The sequence below is a fragment of the Psychroflexus maritimus genome (genome assembly GCF_011089875.1).
Taxonomy (GTDB): Bacteria; Bacteroidota; Bacteroidia; order Flavobacteriales; family Flavobacteriaceae; genus Psychroflexus; species Psychroflexus maritimus.
Genome location: NZ_JAANAS010000083.1, coordinates 69,529 through 92,127 on the forward strand (window position 1 = coordinate 69,529; position 22,599 = coordinate 92,127).

20 protein-coding genes and 1 tRNA gene are annotated in these 22,599 nt (G+C 35.9%); 4 read left to right on the plus strand and 17 right to left on the minus strand.

What is annotated here, in order from left to right:
- Window positions 1–18: 18 nt before the first annotated feature.
- On the plus strand, window positions 19–666 hold the full coding sequence (locus G7034_RS10105; RefSeq protein ID WP_317163773.1) for a putative polyvalent protein kinase domain-containing protein: 648 nt from the start codon (window positions 19–21) through the stop codon (window positions 664–666).
- Window positions 667–741: 75 nt separating this feature from the next.
- A complete protein-coding gene (locus tag G7034_RS10110) occupies window positions 742–2,649 on the plus strand; it encodes a peptide MFS transporter (protein WP_166400840.1) in 1,908 nt (635 codons plus the stop codon).
- A 258-nt stretch (window positions 2,650–2,907) separates the two neighbouring features.
- Here the strand turns inward: G7034_RS10110 and bla are convergent, their stop codons facing one another.
- The 15 genes from bla to G7034_RS10185 form a co-directional block, all read right to left on the minus strand.
- On the minus strand, window positions 2,908–3,627 hold the full coding sequence (bla, locus tag G7034_RS10115; RefSeq protein ID WP_166400841.1) for a BlaB/IND/MUS family subclass B1 metallo-beta-lactamase: 720 nt from the start codon (window positions 3,625–3,627) through the stop codon (window positions 2,908–2,910).
- Window positions 3,628–3,638: 11 nt separating this feature from the next.
- Complete coding sequence (locus G7034_RS10120; RefSeq protein WP_166400842.1) at window positions 3,639–4,373, minus strand: carboxypeptidase-like regulatory domain-containing protein; 735 nt, start codon at window positions 4,371–4,373, stop codon at window positions 3,639–3,641.
- Between the two features lie 450 nt (window positions 4,374–4,823).
- On the minus strand, window positions 4,824–5,129 hold the full coding sequence (locus G7034_RS10125) for a GIY-YIG nuclease family protein (RefSeq protein ID WP_166400843.1): 306 nt from the start codon (window positions 5,127–5,129) through the stop codon (window positions 4,824–4,826).
- Between the two features lie 53 nt (window positions 5,130–5,182).
- Window positions 5,183–5,256 (minus strand) — tRNA-Asn (locus G7034_RS10130).
- Window positions 5,257–5,468: 212 nt separating this feature from the next.
- Window positions 5,469–5,921, minus strand: a complete 453-nt coding sequence (locus tag G7034_RS10135) for a hypothetical protein (RefSeq protein WP_166400844.1) — start codon at window positions 5,919–5,921, stop codon at window positions 5,469–5,471.
- Window positions 5,908–6,294 (minus strand): hypothetical protein, encoded by a 387-nt coding sequence (locus G7034_RS10140; protein WP_166400845.1) that lies wholly within the window; start codon window positions 6,292–6,294, stop codon window positions 5,908–5,910. The genes G7034_RS10135 and G7034_RS10140 overlap by 14 nt, the downstream gene beginning before the upstream one ends.
- A 39-nt stretch (window positions 6,295–6,333) precedes the next feature.
- The gene (locus tag G7034_RS10145; protein ID WP_166400846.1) at window positions 6,334–9,789 is read right to left on the minus strand and encodes an efflux RND transporter permease subunit; all 3,456 of its coding nucleotides are present in this window, start codon (window positions 9,787–9,789) and stop codon (window positions 6,334–6,336) included.
- A gap of 3 nt (window positions 9,790–9,792) precedes the next feature.
- Entirely contained in the window at window positions 9,793–10,971 is a 1,179-nt protein-coding gene (locus G7034_RS10150) for an efflux RND transporter periplasmic adaptor subunit (protein WP_166400847.1), read from the minus strand.
- A gap of 174 nt (window positions 10,972–11,145) precedes the next feature.
- A complete protein-coding gene (locus G7034_RS10155; RefSeq protein ID WP_166400848.1) occupies window positions 11,146–12,504 on the minus strand; it encodes a TolC family protein in 1,359 nt (452 codons plus the stop codon).
- On the minus strand, window positions 12,504–13,103 hold the full coding sequence (locus G7034_RS10160) for a TetR/AcrR family transcriptional regulator (RefSeq protein ID WP_166400849.1): 600 nt from the start codon (window positions 13,101–13,103) through the stop codon (window positions 12,504–12,506). The genes G7034_RS10155 and G7034_RS10160 overlap by 1 nt, the downstream gene beginning before the upstream one ends.
- A gap of 114 nt (window positions 13,104–13,217) precedes the next feature.
- Window positions 13,218–14,300 carry a diphosphomevalonate/mevalonate 3,5-bisphosphate decarboxylase family protein gene (locus tag G7034_RS10165; RefSeq protein ID WP_166400850.1) on the minus strand — a complete coding sequence of 361 codons (1,083 nt, stop codon included), beginning with the start codon at window positions 14,298–14,300 and terminating at the stop codon, window positions 13,218–13,220.
- Window positions 14,301–14,484: 184 nt separating this feature from the next.
- Window positions 14,485–15,864 carry a sodium:proton antiporter NhaD gene (gene nhaD / locus G7034_RS10170; protein WP_166400851.1) on the minus strand — a complete coding sequence of 460 codons (1,380 nt, stop codon included), beginning with the start codon at window positions 15,862–15,864 and terminating at the stop codon, window positions 14,485–14,487.
- Window positions 15,865–15,872: 8 nt separating this feature from the next.
- A complete protein-coding gene (locus G7034_RS10175; protein WP_166400852.1) occupies window positions 15,873–17,099 on the minus strand; it encodes a Glu/Leu/Phe/Val dehydrogenase dimerization domain-containing protein in 1,227 nt (408 codons plus the stop codon).
- A gap of 265 nt (window positions 17,100–17,364) precedes the next feature.
- The gene (locus G7034_RS10180; protein ID WP_166400853.1) at window positions 17,365–17,544 is read right to left on the minus strand and encodes a hypothetical protein; all 180 of its coding nucleotides are present in this window, start codon (window positions 17,542–17,544) and stop codon (window positions 17,365–17,367) included.
- Between the two features lie 45 nt (window positions 17,545–17,589).
- Window positions 17,590–18,660, minus strand: coding sequence for an anhydro-N-acetylmuramic acid kinase (locus G7034_RS10185; protein ID WP_166400854.1), 1,071 nt, complete (start codon window positions 18,658–18,660; stop codon window positions 17,590–17,592).
- Between the two features lie 119 nt (window positions 18,661–18,779).
- Here G7034_RS10185 and G7034_RS10190 point away from each other — a divergent pair, with 119 nt between their 5' ends.
- Window positions 18,780–19,922, plus strand: coding sequence for an acyl-CoA dehydrogenase (locus tag G7034_RS10190; protein WP_166400855.1), 1,143 nt, complete (start codon window positions 18,780–18,782; stop codon window positions 19,920–19,922).
- Between the two features lie 170 nt (window positions 19,923–20,092).
- Window positions 20,093–20,533, plus strand: a complete 441-nt coding sequence (locus G7034_RS10195; RefSeq protein ID WP_166400856.1) for a DUF4199 domain-containing protein — start codon at window positions 20,093–20,095, stop codon at window positions 20,531–20,533.
- 103 nt (window positions 20,534–20,636) lie between these two features.
- Here the strand turns inward: G7034_RS10195 and G7034_RS10200 are convergent, their stop codons facing one another.
- On the minus strand, window positions 20,637–21,677 hold the full coding sequence (locus G7034_RS10200) for a pirin family protein (RefSeq protein WP_166400857.1): 1,041 nt from the start codon (window positions 21,675–21,677) through the stop codon (window positions 20,637–20,639).
- Window positions 21,670–22,575 (minus strand): DUF6252 family protein, encoded by a 906-nt coding sequence (locus G7034_RS10205; protein WP_166400858.1) that lies wholly within the window; start codon window positions 22,573–22,575, stop codon window positions 21,670–21,672. Before G7034_RS10205 ends, G7034_RS10200 begins: the two co-directional genes overlap by 8 nt.
- Window positions 22,576–22,599 lie beyond the last annotated feature (24 nt).

Below are 22,599 nucleotides of genomic sequence, written 5' to 3' on the forward strand. Positions count from 1 at the left end.
GGAAATAAATAATTTTTAGTGAATATTAAATCGATAAAATATGAATTACAAAATATCCTTTCAGGAAAGAGCGGAAGTAGCTATGATGCAATTATCCAAGCAATCACCCGTCACCTTAGAACAGGCCAAAGAACAAGCCCTGTGGCTGAAAAAAAACACCAAAACAAAGCAAAAGAAAAAGAGCAACTAATTAATTTTGCAAAGGATAATAATCTTTTTCTTGATACTATTTCTCAAGAAAACTTTATATCAGAAGGGGCAGAGCAAAAAGTTTACATTAAGGATGATCGCCGTGTATTTAAACTAAATGATGCCATTTATTATGCTTCGTGGGAAGATTATTTTTACAATCTACTTTTGCATAATTATTTTTTTGCAGACACTGCTTATCATTTCCTTGGCTTTTATATGCTTGATAATGATTTATTTGCTGTAGTAGGACAAAATTTTATAAAAGCGGATTGCCTTACGAATCTAAATCAAGTAAAAGTCTTTTTAAAAGCTAATGGATTCATTAATACTAAAAATCACGATTATTTTCAGCCGGAATTAGGGCTTATATTAGAAGATTTACACGAAGAAAATGTGCTTACAAATAAAGACATTCTTTATTTTATCGACACTGTTTTTTATGTAAAACCTGAAATATTTTGGAATCAAAATTGAATTTAACTTTTATAATCTCAAAATAGAATATTAAAATTCTATGTAAATACAATTACAATTAAACAAAGAAAAATCATGAACCAAACCTTAACACCACCTCACAAAAGAGAACTATTCGGTCATCCCGTTGGGCTCTATGTATTATTTTTTACTGAGTTATGGGAGCGTTTTTCGTACTATGGAATGCGCGCTATTCTAACGCTCTATATGCTAGCTAAAGTAAGTTCAGATAACCCCGGCTTAGGTTGGGAAGAAGGAAAAGCATTGGCTACTTATGGCTGGTACACCATGTTGGTGTATGTGGTTTCTATTCCTGGTGGAATTATAGCCGACAAAATTTGGGGACAAAAGAAATCGGTGATGATTGGCGGTTGGCTTTTAGTAGCTGGCCATGGTGTTTTATCTATTGAACAAGATTGGGCATTTTTCTCAGGTTTACTCTTAATTGTTTTGGGGGTAGGCTTATTAAAGCCCAACATCTCAACAATGGTTGGAGGCCTTTATAAAGAAGGCGACACAAGAAGAGATAAAGGCTTTTCTATATTTTATATTGGGATTAATGTGGGGGCTGCTGTTGCCGCTATTTTAGTCGGTATTGTAGCACAAGCTTATGGCTGGCACTACGGATTTGGCTTGGCGGCTATTGGAATGGTACTAGGGCAAGTGGTTTATGTATTTGGTCAGAAGTTTTTGGCTCATGTAGGAAATCCACCAAACAAAAATGATCAAGAAGCAGAGCCTTCCGTTTCTATACCAGAAATTTTTAGGCAAATGTTTTCAACAAAGAAAACACTTGCTGTCTTAATTATTTTATTTGCAGCTTCAATTTTGTTACCCACTCAAGCCATGGAAACAGAAGTGGTTGCTTATATCATATTTTTCTTGTTTTTATCGGTGGTAGTTGGTTTTATGATGACGGTTTATCAAGACTTAACAAGCAAAATTGAAAAAGACCGCTTTGTTGTTTTACTGCTTTCCTTTTTAATTGTCATTGTTTTCTGGGGTGCGTTTGAACAAGCAGGTGGACTGCTAAATATTTACGCAGAACAAAAAACCAATCGGACCTTATCTTCAGGTTGGGAAATCCCAGCGGCTTTCTTTCAATCGCTTAACCCTACTTACATTATCCTATTCGGTATTCCCGTTGCAGGATTTTGGGCTTGGATGAAACGCAAAGGAAAAGAAGCTTCTTCCATTTTTAAAATGGCGATAGGTGTTATTATAATGGGACTTGGATTTGTCTTTATGGTCTTTGCTACTATGGAATATGAAAACAACGGTGAAGCTGCTTTATACTGGTTAGTATTTGCCTATTTACTACACACCATAGGAGAGCTTTCTGCATCGCCAGTTGCCTTATCTTTTATTACAAAACTTGCTCCATTGCGTTATGGGGCGTTAATGATGGGGCTTTATTTTGCTGCCACTGGACTAGGAAATAAAGTTGCTGGAGTAGTGGGGGAATCTTCTCAAGCAGAACGTATTACTATTGAGTTAGCTACTGAAACAGACCTGGCTAAACCTTATGTGATGGAAGATAATGCCGATAAAATTTTTGAGAAAAAAAGAAACTTCACCGTAGCAACTCAAGCCTATAAAGATAAAAATGGAGAAATAAAGTTAATTGAAACTTCAACAGGTGATGAGGTCAACTTTTTATTTAATTTTCAAGATGAAGAATTGAAAGAAAGCCTTAAAGAAAGGCTTGCTATTTATGATGTTTCTGAAGAAAACACCTTGCTTACTTTCCTGAAATTTGACTACCGAGAAAATCAATATGTAGGTCGTGTAGATATAGACCAATTTCAAACGGATTTAGAATTTAAAACCTTCTCTGGAATTGTCTTTTTTACGGTTGCCTTTGGAATTTTAGTGATCGTATTATTAAAACCTTTGAAACGCCTAACCCACGGAGCAGAAGAAAAAGAAGTAGAAGGTCTAGAAACAGAAGGATTTGAATTAGCTGATGATGAGGTGAAATAAACTCATTAATCAACTAAAAACTAAAAAAAAACGACCCCAACACAATGGGGTCTTTTTTTGTTTCAATTATTTCTCAGAACATTGCAACGTTGAATGGTTTAGCCCTCAATGGTAATTTAGCCACAAATAAAAAGCGGTGTAATTACTTGGTGTATCCTAGAAAAACATGGAATAATTCAGAAAATTTTATACTTAACTAATCACGTATAGCTCACTTACAGTAAGGGTAAAGCCTATATACTTAAAGTTCATTGTGATTTAGTTGTTTTGCATTAATAATTTCAATGTATATTCAAGCCCCTTATTATTTGACCAACCAAAATGTCCGGGGATTACAAATTTTCGATTAGCATATTTTTTCATTATTTTTTCAATAGATAAGGGCCACTCTTCAAGATTTGCGTCAGTAACATTCCCTAAATTTTCAACTTGAGTACTTTTTACTAAACATCCCCCGTATAGAATCTGATAGTCATCAAACCAAATTACAATATTATCCTTTGTATGTCCTTCGCCAGCGTAATAGGTTTCAAATTTGTAATTTCCAACATTGAAAGTAGTATCATTAACAAAAGAAAATGCCGCTTGCTTTTCATTGTGTTTTTCACATAAATCATAAGTAAGTTGAGAACTATAAGTTTTTATCCTATTTTGTCTTAAAAACTCAAGTCCTGCTGTTCTGTCATCATGATAATGTGTTGCTATAGCAAGTACAACTTTTTTATTGTGCTTTGAATAAATACTATCAAGCAAAGGTTGAAATTGAGTGTTATCCCAAGGTGTATCAAAAAGAACTACGCCATTTTGGGTTACTAAATACATACTATTAGAAGGGAATTCTGTTCCATTAAAATCCTTATAGGTGGTGTAAACGTAAAAGTTATCTGTGAGATGCTGAATATGAAGTGGACTCTTTTCTTGGGCAAAAAGGGAGATATTTACAAACAACAGGCATACATTAAAAATAATTTTCTTCATTTTTCTATAATTTATGGAACAATAAATGACACTGTATCAATTGTGGTCATATTTAAATTTGGAAAAACAGATTTCTCTAAATTAGGGTCATGGTATGTATTACTCCAAAATGAATCCCCATAAACCTTTATAAAAACGGTATCTCCAGATGAAAATCCTGCATCTAATAAATCGTTTTTTGATAAGCTTATTTCTTTTGGATTGATTTGTGAAACTAATCCTGGAGAGAAATACAAGTAATTTTCGTTATTCACATCTGAATTTGTACTGAGGAAATACCGAATATAACGAGTATTTCCTAAACTTCCTGCGGGTTCAGTAGTTATTGAAACCACCACATGATTATCAACAACATTGGCCTGAATATCCACAACTTGAGTTGAAGAGATTTGTCCTAAAGAAGGGGTATTTGTTATAGCTGTTGTGTTTTTTTCATGTTCTACCTCAAATTTTTTAAAACTTCCAAATCCAGGCTTTTCATAGGTGATTATATGTGTGCCAAAGGGCACATCTGGTATAGTGAAATTTCCATCGGCATTAGTTGTGGCAGAAGTAGTTGGCGTTATCCCGTCAACTTTCACTAGCATGTTTGAATTTTCAATTTGTGTTGTTCCCTCGGTATATAAATTAACAGCTCCAGTAATATTGCCCTTATTAACTAAATTAGGAATTGAATCATCATCTTTATTACACGAAAATGATACCAATAAAATGATTGAGCTTAAGGTCAGGTATCTAAACTTCATAATTTTAAAATTTAATGGTTTTATATTTTGTGTGTAAAAATACAACGGAAATTTATAAATATATTTAAATCAACCCATTAAAAATTATTTATTCCAGAAATTTTTATGAGTGAGGTACACAAATTCATTTCCTACTTTTAACTATCTACCAAAAATCTATTCCTTGAATTTTGATTTTCAAAAAGGTTACCTTTTTTTGTCCCTTTTTAGGTAAAAAAACCTGTTATACCCCTCCCCCTAAAATTCAGCTTTAAAAGTTCAATTTTTTCACTTCAAACAAGGCAGTAAGGTGTAAGTTGTTGTTTTTCATAGCTTTAAATAGGTATTAAGCATTTCAGTAAAGCGCAAAAAAAGAGCTTACATTGCTGTAAACTCTATTTTGCTCCCCCTTGCTGAATACTCGGCACAAACAAGACTCGAATAGCTCGGCACACACCTTGGTCCCTCTGATTAATCCCGCACGTGCGGGACTCGAACCAACTGAGCTAGTTTTCCATTGGGAATAAAATTTTGATCAATGAGTTTAATTAGTATTGTTTTACTTTTTTGCTTTTTGATAAACTTTTCAATTTCTTCAGCTTGACCTCTTGATGTTCCAGCTTCAAAAACCGCTTTTATTTCCCAAGGTCTATATTTTGAGGTAAATGTATTAAATGGTGAGGTATTATGTTTTTCAATTCTTTTCCAAGGATTTTGAGAAGAACCTACATAATATTTATCAAATTTTTCAGAATGTATGATATAGACGTAAAACATAATAGAAAGCATTATAAACAAGAAAAACCCAACATTTTCATGTTGGGTTTTTGCTCCCCCTCAAGGACTCGAACCTTGGACCCTCTGATTAACAGTCAGATGCTCTAACCAACTGAGCTAAGGAGGAATTTATTTTTATTCCCTTTCCTGTCTTATCTCCTCTGATTAATCCCGTATGTACGGGACGCTAACCAACTGAGCTAAGGAGGGAAACTCTTGCAAGTTGTTCATTGCGGGTGCAAATATAAGTTAGATTTTAATTATTCAAAACTTTTTTTAAAACTTTTTTTTCTTTTTTTCAAGTGCTTTCAAATTAAATTCATTTTCAGGCATTTGACTTTATTCTGACGGGTTTTGAAGAACAAAAATGCGTTGTTGAGTGCTTCCTGTTAAAGGATCTACTTCGTTTATCGTCAATTCTTCAGCTTCTTCGTTAATGGAAACAGGCAATTCAACAAAATCACCCTGTAAATTAAAAAAGTATTTTCCGTTGTCATCTTTCATCCAAGTTCCTTGATTCGTATTTTCTAATTCACAATCTTGATTGGGGAGTTCGGGAGCCGGACTAAATCGCTCTATAATAAACGCTGCATTCGGTTCAAAAATGTAAGTCTCTAACTCTTCACAGGCTTGCAAAGTTATTTCAGTGCCTTCAAAAACTACGCGGTTCAATTGCCATTCGCCAATTATGGGGTCGTTAGATGAACTTCCTCCACCGTCATCGTCACTTGAACAAGATAAGACAAGGCTGAGGGATAGAACAAGCAAAATAAGGACTTTATTCATTTTCATAAAGAGCTTCATTTTTGGTTGACAAATAATTGTTTTCTATGAAATAGTGAACAATAGCTTCTTTCATCAAAACTGATTGTTCACCTGCTTTTAAATGAGGTAATTTTTCTTTGATTTGATAATGTGGCCAGCCCTCGTTATCAAAGTAATCAAATTCATAATAGCCATAAGGTTCTAACAGCTTACATATAGCAATATGCATTAAGTTTACTTTGTCGTCTTTTTTGAATCTTTTTTGAGGGCGACCGTATTCTTGAACGCCAATTAAATAAATAATAGCATCTAAATTCAAAGCTTCTCCTCCGCCAAAATCCTTAGTCAATTTTGCTTCCAAAGCTTCCCAGTTTTGTTTTAATACTTCATCTCTTGCCATAATTCAAATTTAATTCATTTTAAATAAATGTTTTAATCTTTATTGTGTATTTGTTTTTGAACTGCCCAATCGCAATTTAGCTCTTGTTACTAAATAAAACATTACAGGAACTACTACCAGCGTTAAAAATGTAGCAAAAGTTAAACCATAAATTACCGTCCACGCCAGGGGTCCCCAGAAAATCACATTATCTCCTCCAATATAAAAGTCGGGGTCGTAATCAATAAACAATCCGAAGAAGTCAATATTTAAACCAATAGCCAATGGAATTAAACCGCCAATGGTGGTAATTGCCGTTAATAGTACAGGACGCAAACGCGACTTCCCACCGGCTACAATTTCTTCAAAGTACTGTGTTTTGTTCAGCATTTGTTCAGTATCAATTTTTAATTTTTCTTTTCTTCGGTCAATTAAAATTTGGGTATAATCCACTAAAACAATGGCATTATTTACCACAATTCCTGCTAAAGAAATCACGCCCATCATGGTCATGATAATTACAAAATCCATATTGAAGAAAACCATTCCAAAGAATACGCCAGCTAAACTTAAGGTTACCGCAGTAATTATAATAACAGGTTTGGAAATGGAATTAAATTGAGCCACTAAAATGAGTAAAATTCCTCCTACAGCAAGCAACAAGGCTTTAATTAAAAACGCCAAATTTTCTTCTTGTTTTTCTTGTTCGCCTGTAAATTTATAGGCAACGCCATCGGCTAATTCAAAAAAACGAAGTTCTTCCTCCATGAGTTCAACAATTTCGTTTCCGTTGTATCCTTCTAGCACATTTGAATACAAGGTTACCACACGTTTTAAATTTTTTCTTTTAATGGCTGAAAAAGTAGTTCCAGGTTTGGTTTCAATTAAGGTTGAAATAGGAATTTGAACAATTTGACCTTGATTATTTCTGAAGGTTACAGGCTGGTCAAAAATGGCATTTTCATCATACCTAAACTCTTCATTAAAACGAACATTAATAGGGTAATCATCGTCTTTATCCTTAAAAGTAGAGGCCTCTTCGCCAAAAACAGCTCTTCGAATAGTGGTTCCTACTTGTGCTGTAGAAATTCCTAATTTTCCAGCTTTTGCACGATTTACACGAATATTAAATTCAGGCTTCGATTTATTGATATCTACTTTCAATTCTTCAATTCCTTCAATACCTGTTCCGTTAATAAATTGCCTCATTCGGTCGGCTTCTTCTAACATCAAGTCGTAATTATCTCCCGTTAATTCAACATTAATAGGATACCCTGCGGGAGGGCCAACTTCATCTTTTTCTACAATAACTGAAACTCCAGGAAACCCACGAACAGCCTCCCGAACTTCAGAAAGCACATCTGAACTTTTCACGCCGCGTCTAAGTTTATATTCTCTTAAAGATAAAGTGATTTTTCCACGGTGTGGCATTTCATTCACCATTCCGCCATCGGTATTGGGGTTTCCAGAACCACGACCTACTTGGGCAATAGCCGATTCTACCATAAAATTATAGCCATCCTCATCTTCATAACGGTCAACTACTTCATAAATTTTAGTTTCAACTTCACGTACCAATTCGTTGGTTTTTTCAATATCGGTTCCCTCAGGATATTCAATATAAGTAATGATCTGATTGGGTTCATTTTCAGGAAAAAACAAGACTTTAGGTTCAGTAATTCCAATTAAAACAAAAGAAAAAATGAGTAGGGCAACCGTACCAAAAAAGGTGAGATAAGCCATTTTTCCTGCCAAGAACTTTTTTAAAGTAACTTCATATAAATCTTCTAATTTCTTTAAGAAGCTAAATTGAAAATAATCTACCGCGCGTACTAAAATCAACTTGTAAATCCAAAGTAAAATAGCCGTTAAAACAGCTAAGTTACCTATTCCTCTAAAGGCACCAATATCGCCTATAAAACCTATAGCCAAAAACAATGCACCAACAAAAAAGAGAATTAAACTCATTATAATTACCCGTTTGTTAGTGAGTTTTTTCTCTTCAATTTTCATGAATTGAGAAGTTAGCATTGCGTTGATAATCAAAGCTACAAAAAGCGAAGAACCAAGTACCACAGAAAGGGTTATAGGGAAATATATCATGAATTTACCTATGGTTCCCGGCCATAAGCCAAGCGGAAAAAAGGCGGCCAATGTAGTAGCTGTTGAAGCAATAATTGGCCAAGCAATTTCACCAATACCTAATTTGGCAGCTTCAATTCTAGATTTGCCTTGTGCCATAAGGGTATAGACATTTTCTACCACTACAATTCCGTTATCTACCAACATACCTAAGCCCATTACCAAACCAAACAACACCATGGTGTTCAAGGTAAAACCGAAGCCAGAAAGTATAATTAAAGCCAAAAGCATAGAAAGTGGAATAGCCACCCCTACAAAAAGGGCATTTCTAAAACCTAAGAAAAACATCAGCACGAGTACAACAAGCAATACACCAAATATAATGTTGTTTACCAGATCATTAACTTGGTTTTCGGTTTGCACCGACTGGTCATTGCTCAGCGAAATTTTGATGTTTTCAGGCAAATACTCTTCTTGTTCTTTTTCAATGATTTGCTTAATTTTTTCAACCGCTTCAATCATGTTTTTACCTGAACTTTTCTTGATGTCTAGCATCACAACAGGCTCTTGATATTCTCTAGAGTAGGTGGTAGCATCTTGAAAATGAAAGTTAATTTTAGCAATATCTCTTAAAAATACTTGTCCTCCATTTTCTTTTACAACAATATCAAGCAATTCATTTGGATCATCAATTTCTCCTAGAATTCTGATGTTTTTCTGAAAACCATTGCTGACTACATTTCCTCCAGAAATAGTTTTATTTTCACTTCTAATGGCGTTAATAATATCGTCAAAACTCACTTTTGTGGCAGCCATTTTATAAACATCAACGGCAACTTCAACTTCCATATCTTCCACTCCTCTTAAAGGCGCTTCCTTAATTTCTGAAAGTAGTTCAAATCGATCTTGAAGATATTCGGCATATTCTTTTAATTTGGTGATTGGATAATCACCCGTAACATTTACATTTAGAATAGGGATTTCTTCTGAAATATTTAAGTCGAAAACATTAGGTTCTACCTTCGCACCATTATCTAAGGTAGGCCAGGTGGTAGCCGATTTCACTTGATCTACTTTGTCTTTAATAAGTTGTTTGGCGTTTTCAACTGAAACCTCTTCCTCAAATTCAACAATTACCATTGAAAAATCTTGTTGCGTGGTTGAGGTAATTTCTCTTACCCGTTTCACGTCCTTAAATTCTTCTTCTAAAGGCTCGGTAATAAATTTTTCAATATCTTCAACCGAATTCCCTGGATTGATGGAATTAACGTAAATCTTAGTTTCAACAATTTCAGGAAAAGCTTCCCTAGGCATGTTGTAATAAGACATGATACCGCCTAAAAATACAATGGCAATAATCACATACACCGTCATTTTATTATCTATTGCCCAAGAGGACAATCCAAATTCTTTATACGTGTTTTTTTTAGCCATGGCTTATTTTTCTGTAGTTGAAATGCTCACTTTTTCGCCTCTTTTTAAGGTTCTTGCTCCCTCGGTAACAATTCGATCATCAGCAGATAAACCTTCTAATATTTCAATTTCTCCGCGGTAATTTCTTCCCGGTACTACTTGGTTGTAGGTGGCTGTCGCGGTGTTGTCTTTAATGTCTTTTAGCACATAGACGTAAAATTCGCCTGCGGCTGTTTCCTGTAAAATATTTTCAGGAATTACCACAACCTCTTCATTGGTGTAATCATTAATCTTTAAAGTTGCAATTAAATTAGGCTTTAAATTAGGAATGCTATCCGGCAAATTTAAACGCACCCTAAAATTACGGTTGCTGTCTTCAATATGACTAGAAACACGGTTTATTTGTGTATCTAATTCTACCCCCAAAGCCCGAAGTTGAACAATAGCTCGTGAGCCTTGATTAATGCTGCCCACGTAAGTTTCTGGAACATTGGCTTGTACATACATTTCTTGTAGGTTAACAATTCTGAAAATGGCATTTTGACTAGGCGAAACAACCTGTCCTTGATCAATAATTACCTCATCAACCACCCCATTAAAAGGAGCCCTGATTTCAGATTTATTCAATTGACTTTGCATTTGTTTTACTGAATTATTCAGTTGCTCATAGGTAGTTTGTGCTTCTAAAAACTGAATTTCAGAACCAATATTTTGGTTCCATAGTCGCTCCTGACGTTCAAACCTAGTTTTGGCTAAATCGCGTTGGGCTTTCATTTCAGCCAATTGATTTTGAGCTCCTCCATCATTAATCGTGGCTAATAATTGACCTTTGTTTACTCGATCTCCCTCACGCACATAAATCTTTTCAAGCACTCCAGAAAATTCAGGATAAATCAAGAGGTTTTCATCGGTAGTTACATTCCCTTGCACTTTAATGAAATGCCTAAAATCTTTCTTTTGTACATTTTGTGCTTCAATTAAGGTGTATCTACTCTTATCTTCAAAAGCTGCTAGCGCTGCATCTACTTTTTCTAACTCAAGACTCAGATCGCGTTGTTGGTGATAGAGTTTATCTTTTAAGGCTTGAAGTTCCTTTTTGTCATTGTTTTCAATGACTTCATCAACAGAAACCTCTTTCCCTTTTCCACAGGAAATAAGGATTAGTAAAGCAAAAAATGCTAAGGTGGTAGTTATGGCTTTCATTTTAATTTTATTTACTGATGGGTGTTATTTTGTAAGGTTTGGTTCTCGATAGTTCTGCTGAGTTTAATCGAAGTACAATTTCAATTTTGCTCTCGCTCGTTGAAACCACTCGAACTGACAAGGGTTTGTTCTATATTCATTAATTTAAATTCGCTATTTAACATTCGATGTTTTTTATTCCTTCAATGGTTTATTCAAAATGCTTTCTAACTGTGCTTTTGAAGAAATTACTTCTAGCATAGCTTGCAGGTATTCATTTTGAGCGCTGTACAATTGCTGTTGCGCTTGGCGAAGCTCAAAACTACTGGCCACGCCCTCTTTAAATTTAGCTTCGTTTTTTGCTTCAATTCGCTCTGCTAAATCTAAATTACGCTGACTATTAATATAGGATTCAGTAGCAAATTGAAAATCTGATTTTGCTCTATTGGTTTCCAAGCGAAGCTCTTCGATAGATTCTTGCTTTTCCATTTCAGCTTGTTCTAAAGCAATTTGGGCGCGTTGTGAACGAGCACTACGTTTCAGTGAGGAAAAAATAGGAATATTTAAACTCAAGCCCACTACCGAAAAATCAAACCAATCGGCATTTGAACTGAAAAAATTGAAATTCTCATTAAAGGATACATATCCATAATTAGCAAACGCACTTAAAGTAGGCAGGGCTTTGCTACGCTCTAATTGCCATTCTAATTCGCGTTGTTGAACTAGATTATCTGCAATTTTGAAATCGATGTTAGCTTCCAGTTGCAATTCTTCTTCCAACAAATCTTCCTCCATCATTTGAGTATCGGCCAAGTGGTCTAATTCGTCGGTGAGCCTTACTGGAATATCAATTGGAATACCCAACACAAAGTTGAGTGTTTCCTTGGTGATTTGGTGGTTTCGCTTGGCGTTACGCCATTCGTTTTCCAATTGCAAAACAGTAATTTCAAGCTGTTCAACATCTTCTTCTTCCGCTAGTCCATTTTCAAAAGTTTTCTCAGTTTCGTTGAGGTTAGCCTTGGCAGTACTTAGGTTTTTTTGTAAAATTTCAATCGATTCTTCCATCAAAAGCACATTTCCATAAGCATCAATCACTGCTTTTCTAACTTCCAACTTTGTTTTCTGTTCAAAATTTGCCGAGTATTCTAAAAAAGTTTTGGCAGCCCGTAAAGCTACAATGTAGGAGCCATCAAAAATAAGCTGATTTAACTGCGCGGTAGCGTTCATGTTTTGCTTAGGTTGAAAGACAACCGGTACAAAAGTGCCTGGTTCTTCACCGGCAATCTCGCCAGGAAGTGGCGTAACCTGAATAACAGGGTTGTATTGGTAATCTACATTAGCCGAAATCTGCGGCAAGCCATCGGCCGTAGTTTCCCACTTTTGTTTCATGGCTGCCAGCACATCTTTTCTTGCATTAATAGCATTATAACTGCTATCTACCGCAAATTCAATAGCTTCTTCTAATGAAAACTGGTAAGCTTCCTGACTGTTTTGTTGGGCAAGACTGCTCAAGCTAAAACCTAAGCATAAAATCCAAAGGTATGTTTTAGTCATCATTGGTTTTTTTCTAATTCTTTTAATCTTTTTAATCCTTGTTCTGTTACAATACTGCGCATGTGGTAATTTAAAAACTCTTCATAGAGTTGTTTCTGAGTTAAATCGGTAGCTTTAAAAAAAGCTTCATCTTTTAAGTTGAACATTCCTGCAATGTAAATGCGCGTGGTAAAAATGCGATGAATAGCTGGTCTATACCAAGCCTCTTTTATGCCTCGGTCCACATTGTTTTGAACACAAGTAAGCATTTTTTCGTATTGCGATTTTCGAAGGCGTTGGTAGAGTTCTGGATAGTATTTTTCCATTTGGTATTGCGGTGAGGCTTTTTCATCTTTTAGGCGCTTCATCACCGTGCGTTTAATTTCAAAAAGTTCATCTATAGGGTCTAATTCTTTTGCAATAACCTTATCAATTTCCTCATGAATTTGATTTTTTACAAACTCACCAACACATTCAACTAAGTGGGTTTTGTTGTTGAAATAAGTGTAAATGGTTTTTTTAGAAACGGCTAATTCTGAAGCAATTTCGTCCATGGTTATGCTTTTGAAACCGTATTCCAAAAACAACTCAGCCGCCTTATTTAATATTTTGTCCTTCATTGGGCGGCAAATGTAATTTGGAAACTTTAAGAACTAAAATAGTTTCCTTAGTTTTATTAAAAGTTTAACAGAGGGGGGGAGGTCTTTTGATGACTTATTTTAAAGCACACCCCCTCAACCTAAAAACCGACCTCCTTCACCAACTTCATCATGAATAAAAGCTTCATCTTGACAATGCTGTTTCAGGTCTTGCTGGATGAAATGCTGCACTTCATCTTTGTACTTTTTAGGATACAGCAAATGCACGTTAGCGCCTGCATCTAAGGTAAAACATAAAGGGATTTTGGTCTCGTCTCGGTAAGCCCAAATTTTGTGAATTACCTCTAAAGTTTGAGCCGCCATTAAAATAAAATACGGCCGACTGCACATCATCATAGCGTGAAGCGTTAGTGCTTCCGATTCTACTAAACGCATGAAGGATTTTACATCTCCATTAGAAAGGTAAGACTGCAGCTCAGTACTATTATTTTGTGCTTGTGCAAATCGTGCTTCAGCAAACGGATGCCCGTTCATTAAGCTATGGCCTAGGCTACTGCTTACTTGTTTTTGTCCGCGGTCAATTAACAAAATAGTATCTTGATAATCAGTGAAAATAGAATGAATTTCAGAAGAAAGTGGAAGTGCGTATAAATCGCTACTTTCTTTAATTGCTTGGTGTTTTCCCCATAAAACCAAACCTCCTTCAATACTTCTAGCCGCGCTACCCGAACCTAAGCGTGCTAAAAATGAAGCTTTTTTTCGTAAATCAGCTTCCGATACATCAGGTTGAAGGCTTTTTTCTATTTGCACTAAGCAAAGTGCTAAAGCAGCCATTCCGCTGGCTGATGAAGCAATTCCGCTACTGTGTGGAAAGCTGTTTGAGGTATGAATTGTAGCGTGGTATTGCTTTAAATAAGGACAGTATTCATTAATTAATCGGAAGAATTTTTGGATTTTAGGAACAAAGCTTGGTGTTTCCTCTTCATCCAAAAAAATGCGAATTTGAGTTTCTTCTGAGGCCTTTTTTTTCGCCTCTAATTCCAATAAAGTTTTGGTTTTACAATTAGACAGCGTAAAGCTTAACGAAGTATTTTTAGGAATTTGAATATCTTCTTTTCCCCAGTATTTTACTAAAGCAATATTACTTGGAGCCATAGCTTTTGTGCTTATTTTTTGCGGTAATTGTACCCTTGATGTAAATGTAAATTCTTCAGTCATTAGAATTAATTTCAAGCATGATTCAGTTGGCTAATTTAAGGAATATTGTGCTAACGGTGTTAATTATTTTGGTTTTCTGCTAGGCCTGTGAGTTGAAATATTCATTTTAAAACCAATAAGTTCAAGTCATAAAAAGCCTTTATCTAAGGACAAAGGCTATTCTATTTAATATTCATCTTCGGGTTTACGCATAAAAAAACTGTTCAATAAGAATAAATACACCAGCTCCTGCAAGAAAACCAACCAAAGCTAGCCAGGCAATTTTTTTCAAATACCAGATAAAATCAATTTTTTCCATTCCCATAGCGGCCACACCTGCAGCCGAACCAATAATTAGCAAACTACCTCCAGTTCCTGCAGAATAAGCAATAAAGTGCCAGATAGGGTGGTCAATGGGATAGGTAAACATTCCCATAGTAGCCGCTACCATGGGTACGTTATCTATCAAAGAGGATAAAGCGCCTAATAAAATCACAACCACGTCCATATTAGGAATGGCGTTAGAAAGTGATTCAGCAGCATACCTTAAGGTTCCTACTTCTTCCCCATTAATCGAACCATACACTAAACTTTCTAAAACCCCAACGGCTAATAAAATTCCTAAAAAGAAAAGTATGCTTGAAAATTCAATTCGTGAAAGTGCTTTATGGGTTGAATAACGGTGTTTTTCTGCTCTAGGAAGGTTTTTTTCTGGCTTGATGTATTCAGAAACTAACCAAACTACACCCAAGCTAAACATCATTCCTAAGTAAGGAGGTAAGCCTGTAATCCCTTTAAAAATTGGAACAAAGGCAATGGCTCCTAGACCAGTCCAAAGCATGGTTTTACTACTTAAGAGTTTTTGGGCATCAGTATCGGCTATTAATTCTTTGCGTATGGCTTTTCCACTAAAGGCTTTCATTCTTCCAGCAATAATAAAAGGAACTACAAAACAAACCAAAGAGGGTAAAATAAGGTATTCAGAAAGACCTACGGCAGTGACTTTTCCGCCAATCCAAAGCATGGTGGTTGTTACGTCACCAATAGGCGACCAAGCGCCACCGGCATTGGCTGCTATAATAATCATTCCTGCAAACCACAACCTATAGTTTCTTTTCACCATGATTTTTCTAAGCAAGGTAATGAGAATAATTGTTGCGGTTAGGTTATCAATAATAGCAGATAAAATGAAAGCTAAAATACCTAAGGCCCACAATAATCGCTTTTTGTTTTTCATGGTAATGGCATCCTTAATAATAGAAAAACCTCGATGTAAATCAATGATTTCTACAATGGTCATGGCGCCAATTAGGAAAAACAAAATCTCACCGGCTGCACTAAAATGGTAAATTAGATTTCTTTTGAAGCCATATAGTTGTTCGTCTTCATTTCCAGCGTTCACATTATACAATTCGCCATAATGATCTACAATAGACAACCAGCCTTGGTTAAAGCCCAAAGCTAAAATAGCCCACATTAAAGTTCCCATTAGTAAGGCGGGTACGGCTTTATCTAACTTGAGCGGATGCTCTAAAGCGATGGCTAAGTAACCAACAACAAAAACAACGATAAGAAGTGGAATCATGTGTTAATTTATAAAAGTTGTTTTAATGAGATTTCAAAAGCAGTAGCGCTTATGTTTTTGTGAGAATTATTACTATCAAAAGTGTTTTGAATAGCATTTTTTATGGTGATGGAAGTATCGTTAAAAATAGCTTCATCGGTCATCTGTACTTTTCGTTCCATGAAATAGGCAAAAACTCTTGCCATACCACAGTTAGCAATAAAATCAGGAATCACACTTACGCGCTCATCGGCATATTCCATAATTGGTCCAAAGAAAATTTCTTTATCGGCAAAAGGAACATTAGCACCGGAAGCAATTACTTCTAAGCCGTTGTCAATCATTTGATCAACTTGCTGTTGTGTGATTAATCGTGAAGCTGCACAAGGTGCGAAAATTGCTGCGCCTACTTCCCAAATTTTTTGGTTTATTTCATCAAATGAAAGCAAGTTTTCGGCATGCAGGTTATTGCCATTTTTGTTTAAATAAAACTCTTTAACTTCCTCAAAAGAAAAACCTTCCTCTTTAATTAAACCACCGGTAATATCTATAATTCCAACGATTTTAACTCCCATTTGTGCCAAGTAAAATGCCGCTGCAGAACCTACATTACCCCATCCTTGTACAATGGCTTTTTTTCCTTGAACCCCAGTTTTGTAGATGTCATAAAAATGCTTGATCGATTCTGCTACACCAAAACCTGTGATCATATCGGCTACAGTGTATTTCCTGAGTCGGTCTGGTGTGTAATCGGTGTTTTCTAAAACTTTGATAACACCGTTTCTCAACTGACCTATACGGTTAATTTTATCGGCGTCGGTGGGTTGAAAATGCCCTGAAAAAACACCTTCTTGTGGATGCCAAACACCACAATCTTCGGTCATTGGTATTACTTCATGAATTTCATCAACGTTGAGGTCGCCTCCTGTGCCGTAATAACTTTTCAATAAAGGAGAAACAGCTTTGTACCAGCGTTCTAAAACAGCTTTTTTTCGGGGGTCTTTAGGGTCAAAATTAATCCCCGATTTTGCCCCACCAATGGCCGGTCCAGAAACAGTAAATTTTACTTCCATGGTTTTGGCCAAAGAAAGCACTTCGTTTTTATCTAAACCTTTTCGCATTCGCGTTCCACCTCCGGCAGCTCCTCCTCTTAAAGAGTTGATGACTACCCAGCCTTCTGCTTCTGTTTCAGCATCATTCCAGTGAAAAACAATTTCAGGTTCTTTGTTTTCAAATTTCTTTAATAAATCTTTCATAGTATAAATTTTCAATCAAAAAATTGTGAACAAATATAGCCAATGAAATACATTTATTAAGAGAATCACAACACAAATAAAGTAGTTATGAATACTTAATAAAAACAAATAATTTGTTAAAAAATAAAAATAAATTAACTAAAAAACAAACGAATACAAAAAAAAATAAGTGTTTGATGCTTCTTTTTTATTTTTACTTGCAGCAACACCGAATTAAATTTAAGAAAAAAAGCGACTGATTTCTGAAACTTTGCTGTAAATAAAATTACTTGATTTTAAAAGCGTAATTAATTTCATCAATTAGCTCTTCTACTTGGTTAGTGTTAGCTTCGTCTTGCTCCAAGACAAGTTGTTCAATATAAGCTTTGATTAACTCAAGCTTTTGCTGGTTTTCTATCGATTGTATGAGCGAACTCAAATAGACTTTCATTTCTTGATTTTGCATAGGTATTGAATAAGTTTTAGTAGGACTTTGGCCGTTAAAAAAAGTTTAATCGGCAAGAATAATCTTACCCGAAATATGATTTTTACTCGCCCCCGTCACGCTTTTCAAAACGTTGGTTTTTCCCAAATATTTTAATACCCCCAGAAAAGAAAAGACGATAGCCTCCTTAAATTCTATTAAATCTCGACTAGGTAGCGTGAGTTGCGCTGTTGAATGTTTCTTTATTTCATTTATAATGAAATTGTTATACGCTCCTCCACCGGTAATTAAAACACGCGAATGAGGAATTAAATTTTTACATATTTGTTGAATTACATGGGCTGAAAAGCTGGCAATTTTTAGTTCTGAGGGAAGTGAATATTTTTCCATTAAGGGAAAGATATGTTGGTCTAAAAACTCAACTCCTAATGATTTTGGTCCGTCTTGCTGATAGAAATTTAGCGCATTCAATGCATTCAATAAAGCCGTATTTGCCTGGTTTGCTGCCGCTATTTTACCTTGATTGTCGTAGTCTTTTCCTAGTTGAGCAGCGTAATGATTAATCACTTTATTAAAGGGACAAATATCATAGGCTATGCGTTGATGATTTTTTTTCATTGAAATATTAGCAAAACCGCCCAAGTTTAGGCAGGCGTCATATTCTTCAAACAAATATTCGTCGCCAACCGGTACCAATGGCGCTCCTTGCCCGCCAAGCGCAACATCCTGACTCCTAAAATCAACAACAACTGGAACTTTGAGTTTATTGGCTATAGCTGGATGATCGCCTATTTGCTTGGTGAATTTTTGTTCAGGTTGGTGCCAAATCGTATGCCCATGTGAAGCGATTAAATCTAGTTGTTCAATTTTATAATCACTAATAAAAAGGTGAATCATTTGGTTTAGATAATCAGAGTAATCTTTGTTTAACTTCGCTACATAAGCCTTGCTTTGCTTATGTGCTAATTGAAGTTCTTCTTGCCAGTAGGCCGGATAGCTTACCGTCTTGCGTTCTAGTAATTTAAAGTTCCACTTTGTTGTTTTTTTAAAACGCACATAACAGAGGTCTAAACCATCTAATGAGGTGCCAGACATCAAGCCAATGACATAAAAAGCCTTTGAATTATTCGTATTCATAAGATTACATTACCAACATTTGTTGAAAAGTTCGTAAAAATAACTAATCTAAACTAATAATTAATCGATTTGCAGTATATTTGTGCCACTAAAAACTTATTAAAGAAATCGTTTTAGATATGGATTTTAAACTTACTGAAGAGCACGAGATGATCCGCCAAGCGGCTAGAGATTTTGCAAAAACAGAATTACTTCCTGGCGTTATAGAAAGAGATACTAAACAAGAATTTCCTAAAGAACAAATTAAGAAGCTTGGTGAACTAGGCTTTATGGGAATGATGGCCTCACCAGAATACGGCGGCGGCGGTATGGACACCGTTTCTTATGTGCTTGCCATGGAGGAGTTGTCTAAAGTAGATGCTTCTGCTTCAGTTGTGGTTTCCGTAAATAATTCTTTAGTATGTTGGGGCTTAGATACTTTTGGTTCGCCAGAACAAAAAGAAAAATACTTAACTAAATTAACCACCGGCGAAGCAATTGGCGCTTTTTGTCTAAGTGAACCTGAGGCAGGTAGTGATGCAACTTCGCAAAGAACTACCGCTATTGATAAAGGTGATCACTACGTTTTAAATGGAACCAAAAACTGGATCACCAATGGTAATTCAGCCGATTTCTACTTGGTGGTTGCGCATACCGATAAGGAAAAGAAACACCGCGGAATTAACGCTTTTATTGTTGAAAAGTCTTGGGATGGCTTTGAAGTAGGCCCCAAGGAAGACAAAATGGGAATCCGTGGCTCTGATACACATACGCTTAATTTTAACGATGTAAAAGTGCCTAAAGAAAATAGAATTGGTGAAGACGGCTTCGGGTTTAAATTTGCTATGAAAACCCTCTCTGGAGGACGTATTGGTATTGCAGCTCAGGCCTTAGGAATTGCTTCTGGCGCTTACGAATTAGCAAAAGAATACGCCAAAACTAGAAAAACTTTTGGCACCGAAATTATGAATCATCAAGCTATTGCTTTTAAATTGGCCGATATGCACACCGAAATTGAAGCTGCTAGACATTTAATCATGAAAGCCGCTTGGATGAAAGATAACGGTATGAATTACGACTTAGAAAGTGCTATGGCTAAGTTACATGCTTCTAGAACAGCAATGAATGTAACCACAGAGGCCGTTCAAGTGCACGGAGGAAATGGCTACGTTAAAGAATACCACGTAGAACGATTAATGAGAGATGCAAAAATCACCCAAATTTATGAGGGTACTTCCGAAATTCAAAAAATTGTTATTTCTAGAAGTGTTTTAAAAGATTAAATAGATGCAACTCCCTACTTTATAATGATCAAAATGCCATTGTTGAATTCAATAATGGCATTTTGATTTTCTGAAAAAAGGCTAGTTAAAATTAGTAAAAATTCAGTTTATTAACATTATATTAATCGAGGCTTCGTATAGTTTGATTAAGTTTGAATAAAAACACGAAAATGAAAACCTTTACTTTACCTATTCGATTTGCTATCGCCTTAACCACCTCCTTAATCGCTTATTTTTTGGTGCTATCCTTGTTTAATTTGCATACCAATGTCTTCTTTAGTCTGTTTAATGGAGTAATTACAGGTTTTGCTACTTACGAAGCAATTCGCTACCGAAGAATTGAATTAGGAAAAGACTATAATTATACACATGGATTTTCAGCAGGTTTAGTCACCGGATTTTTAGCCAGTATTTTATTTACCATTTTTATGGCCATCTATGCCACCGAAATTAATCCAAATTTTATTGATGCCTTAGTAGAAGGCTTTGCGCGTCATTATGATGTGGGAGTGGCTACTTTTGCGTTTATTGTCTTATTAATGGGGTTTGCAACAAGTGTGGTATTAACACTTTCTTTTATGCAGCTTTATAAAAATCCAATAAAAAAATAATTTCTCATTTGTATTTAATGAAGTGTGCGAAAGCTAAATAGCAAGCTTCATTGAACTCCTAAATTTACAGCAAAATAAGTGTGCGATGAACCTCACTCTGTAATTAGGTTAAAGGAGTAGGGGGGTGTTCTATTTTGCCCCCGCTGTGTTGGGCAAATCTTCTAGCAGCTACCGGATGTACTTGCTCGTAGGTAGCAAACGGCCAACCGCCAAATTCAGTTTCTTGGTAATGTCGTATTACTTCGTTCATTGCTTCAGGAGAACTCGCTACAAAGGGACCGCGTTGAACAACAGGCTCGTTAATTGGCTTAGCTTCTAAAAAAAGAAATTCAGCCGCTTCAGCGGTACATACTAATTTAGTTTTTTCTTGTGCATCTAGTTCAATTTGGTGGCCATTACTTATTTCTTTTCCATTAATTTCTATTTTGTTGCCTTCAAAAAAATATAAATTACGGTGGCTTGCTAAGCTGCTTTCAGGAAATTGAAATTCCGCTCCTTCTTCCATAGAAATTCGCCAAATATTCACTTGGTTTTCTTCTTTTGAAGCAAATGAATCTGGCGTAGGGGCTAAAGCTTTGGTTTGGCAAAGTTGGCCAGCAATTATTTTGATGCTTGTTTTTTTTCCGTTAGAACTCATGATTTCTTCCCTAGGAATCAACTCGTTCCAATACATCTTAAAGTGGGGTTTCACTTCTTTTGAAGCGCGGGGTAAATTCAGCCAAATTTGAAATAACAATAAGGGGTTGTCTTCTTTTTGGTTGACTAATGGAAACATTTCTGAATGTAAAATGCCCTTTCCGGCGGTCATCCATTGTACATCGCCATATCCAAACCGCCCTTTAGCACCAAGCGAATCGGAATGATCTACATAGCCTTTTTCAACTAAAGTAATGGTTTCAAATCCAGCATGTGGATGGCCAGGAAAACCCGGAACTTGCTGACCGTGATACATCCTAAAGCCTTCTTTTTTATTAAAATCGTTGCCGCTTATTCTGCCGGCTAATAAAGCTTCATTGGGTCCAAGATTTTGATTCCCTGGCGGGTAATGGTCTTGATGAAAAGCGCAAAACAAAAAGGGGTCTTGCGTTTCCCAATGAAACCCAAGCTCACTTATATGGTTAATCGCTGCAGGATACTTAATCATTCCCTATTTGTAGTTCAGAAATTTCAAACTCTCCTTCCGTAATTACATCACCACCCACCGTGCTAAATTCAAAGGTGCCACTAACTCCGTTTTCATCAAAGCTATCTATAGTAACGCTTCCAGATTCAGAAAAAACATCTTCAAAATTTTCGCCTGTATTTTGACCAAAGGTATTGGGGTCATAAATGGCATAACTAGGGGAGTTATCTTCCATAAAATTATAGGTTCCAGTTTCATTAATTGGAGCAATAAAATTCATCTGAATGTTTTCCGTTAAATCTTCCTGCGTACCAATAATTGCCAACTGATTAAAATCTGGATTATAGACAGCTACCGCAATACCGGCGGCATAAGCTTCACTATTTACATTAGCTTCTATATAATTAGTTGCCGATGTATTGCTTTCCTCAGGAAGATTTAAGTCGCCCGGCAGGTCGTCGTCTATTTCGTCTTCAGAAGTACTAGTAGTAGTTAAAGGCACGTCATAAAAAACACCTTTGTTTACACTAATCAATTCGCCTACACCATTCAGGCGTAAATCAAAATTGAAATTTCCAGAAACACTTAGCGAGTCAGCGCTTTCAATTTCAATTACTCCGCCAGTTTCAGGACCGTTTGAGACATACAATTGACCGTCGCGTTGCAAGGTAACTTGATTGTCGCTGCCTGGACCAACTTCATAAATTCCTGGATTTATACTAGCAAGTTTGAAATTCAACACATCTACCTTACTGGCTTGTAGTGTGAATCCATCTTCCTCTACCATTAGCATTTGTGTATTCGACCTAAAAAGGCCACCATCAATTTCGGCTTGCACAAAAGAAGTGTTTCGGTCAACATCAGATTCACAGGCTAGCACGAGTAAACTCAATAACAAAAAGGGCATTAATCGTTTCATAAAACTATTTATTTTCAGAAACAA

Bases quoted from the DNA above. Each gene is read 5' to 3' on its own strand.
- G7034_RS10110 (WP_166400840.1), top strand. From the start codon at position 742: ATGAACCAAACCTTAACACCACCTCACAAAAGAGAACTATTCGGTCAT.
- bla (WP_166400841.1), bottom strand. From the start codon at position 3,627: ATGAAGAAAATTATTTTTAATGTATGCCTGTTGTTTGTAAATATCTCC.
- G7034_RS10120 (WP_166400842.1), bottom strand. From the start codon at position 4,373: ATGAAGTTTAGATACCTGACCTTAAGCTCAATCATTTTATTGGTATCA.
- G7034_RS10125 (WP_166400843.1), bottom strand. From the start codon at position 5,129: ATGTTTTACGTCTATATCATACATTCTGAAAAATTTGATAAATATTAT.
- G7034_RS10135 (WP_166400844.1), bottom strand. From the start codon at position 5,921: ATGAAAATGAATAAAGTCCTTATTTTGCTTGTTCTATCCCTCAGCCTT.
- G7034_RS10140 (WP_166400845.1), bottom strand. From the start codon at position 6,294: ATGGCAAGAGATGAAGTATTAAAACAAAACTGGGAAGCTTTGGAAGCA.
- G7034_RS10145 (WP_166400846.1), bottom strand. From the start codon at position 9,789: ATGGCTAAAAAAAACACGTATAAAGAATTTGGATTGTCCTCTTGGGCA.
- G7034_RS10150 (WP_166400847.1), bottom strand. From the start codon at position 10,971: ATGAAAGCCATAACTACCACCTTAGCATTTTTTGCTTTACTAATCCTT.
- G7034_RS10155 (WP_166400848.1), bottom strand. From the start codon at position 12,504: ATGACTAAAACATACCTTTGGATTTTATGCTTAGGTTTTAGCTTGAGC.
- G7034_RS10160 (WP_166400849.1), bottom strand. From the start codon at position 13,103: ATGAAGGACAAAATATTAAATAAGGCGGCTGAGTTGTTTTTGGAATAC.
- G7034_RS10165 (WP_166400850.1), bottom strand. From the start codon at position 14,300: ATGACTGAAGAATTTACATTTACATCAAGGGTACAATTACCGCAAAAA.
- nhaD (WP_166400851.1), bottom strand. From the start codon at position 15,864: ATGATTCCACTTCTTATCGTTGTTTTTGTTGTTGGTTACTTAGCCATC.
- G7034_RS10175 (WP_166400852.1), bottom strand. From the start codon at position 17,099: ATGAAAGATTTATTAAAGAAATTTGAAAACAAAGAACCTGAAATTGTT.
- G7034_RS10180 (WP_166400853.1), bottom strand. From the start codon at position 17,544: ATGCAAAATCAAGAAATGAAAGTCTATTTGAGTTCGCTCATACAATCG.
- G7034_RS10185 (WP_166400854.1), bottom strand. From the start codon at position 18,660: ATGAATACGAATAATTCAAAGGCTTTTTATGTCATTGGCTTGATGTCT.
- G7034_RS10190 (WP_166400855.1), top strand. From the start codon at position 18,780: ATGGATTTTAAACTTACTGAAGAGCACGAGATGATCCGCCAAGCGGCT.
- G7034_RS10195 (WP_166400856.1), top strand. From the start codon at position 20,093: ATGAAAACCTTTACTTTACCTATTCGATTTGCTATCGCCTTAACCACC.
- G7034_RS10200 (WP_166400857.1), bottom strand. From the start codon at position 21,677: ATGATTAAGTATCCTGCAGCGATTAACCATATAAGTGAGCTTGGGTTT.
- G7034_RS10205 (WP_166400858.1), bottom strand. From the start codon at position 22,575: ATGAAACGATTAATGCCCTTTTTGTTATTGAGTTTACTCGTGCTAGCC.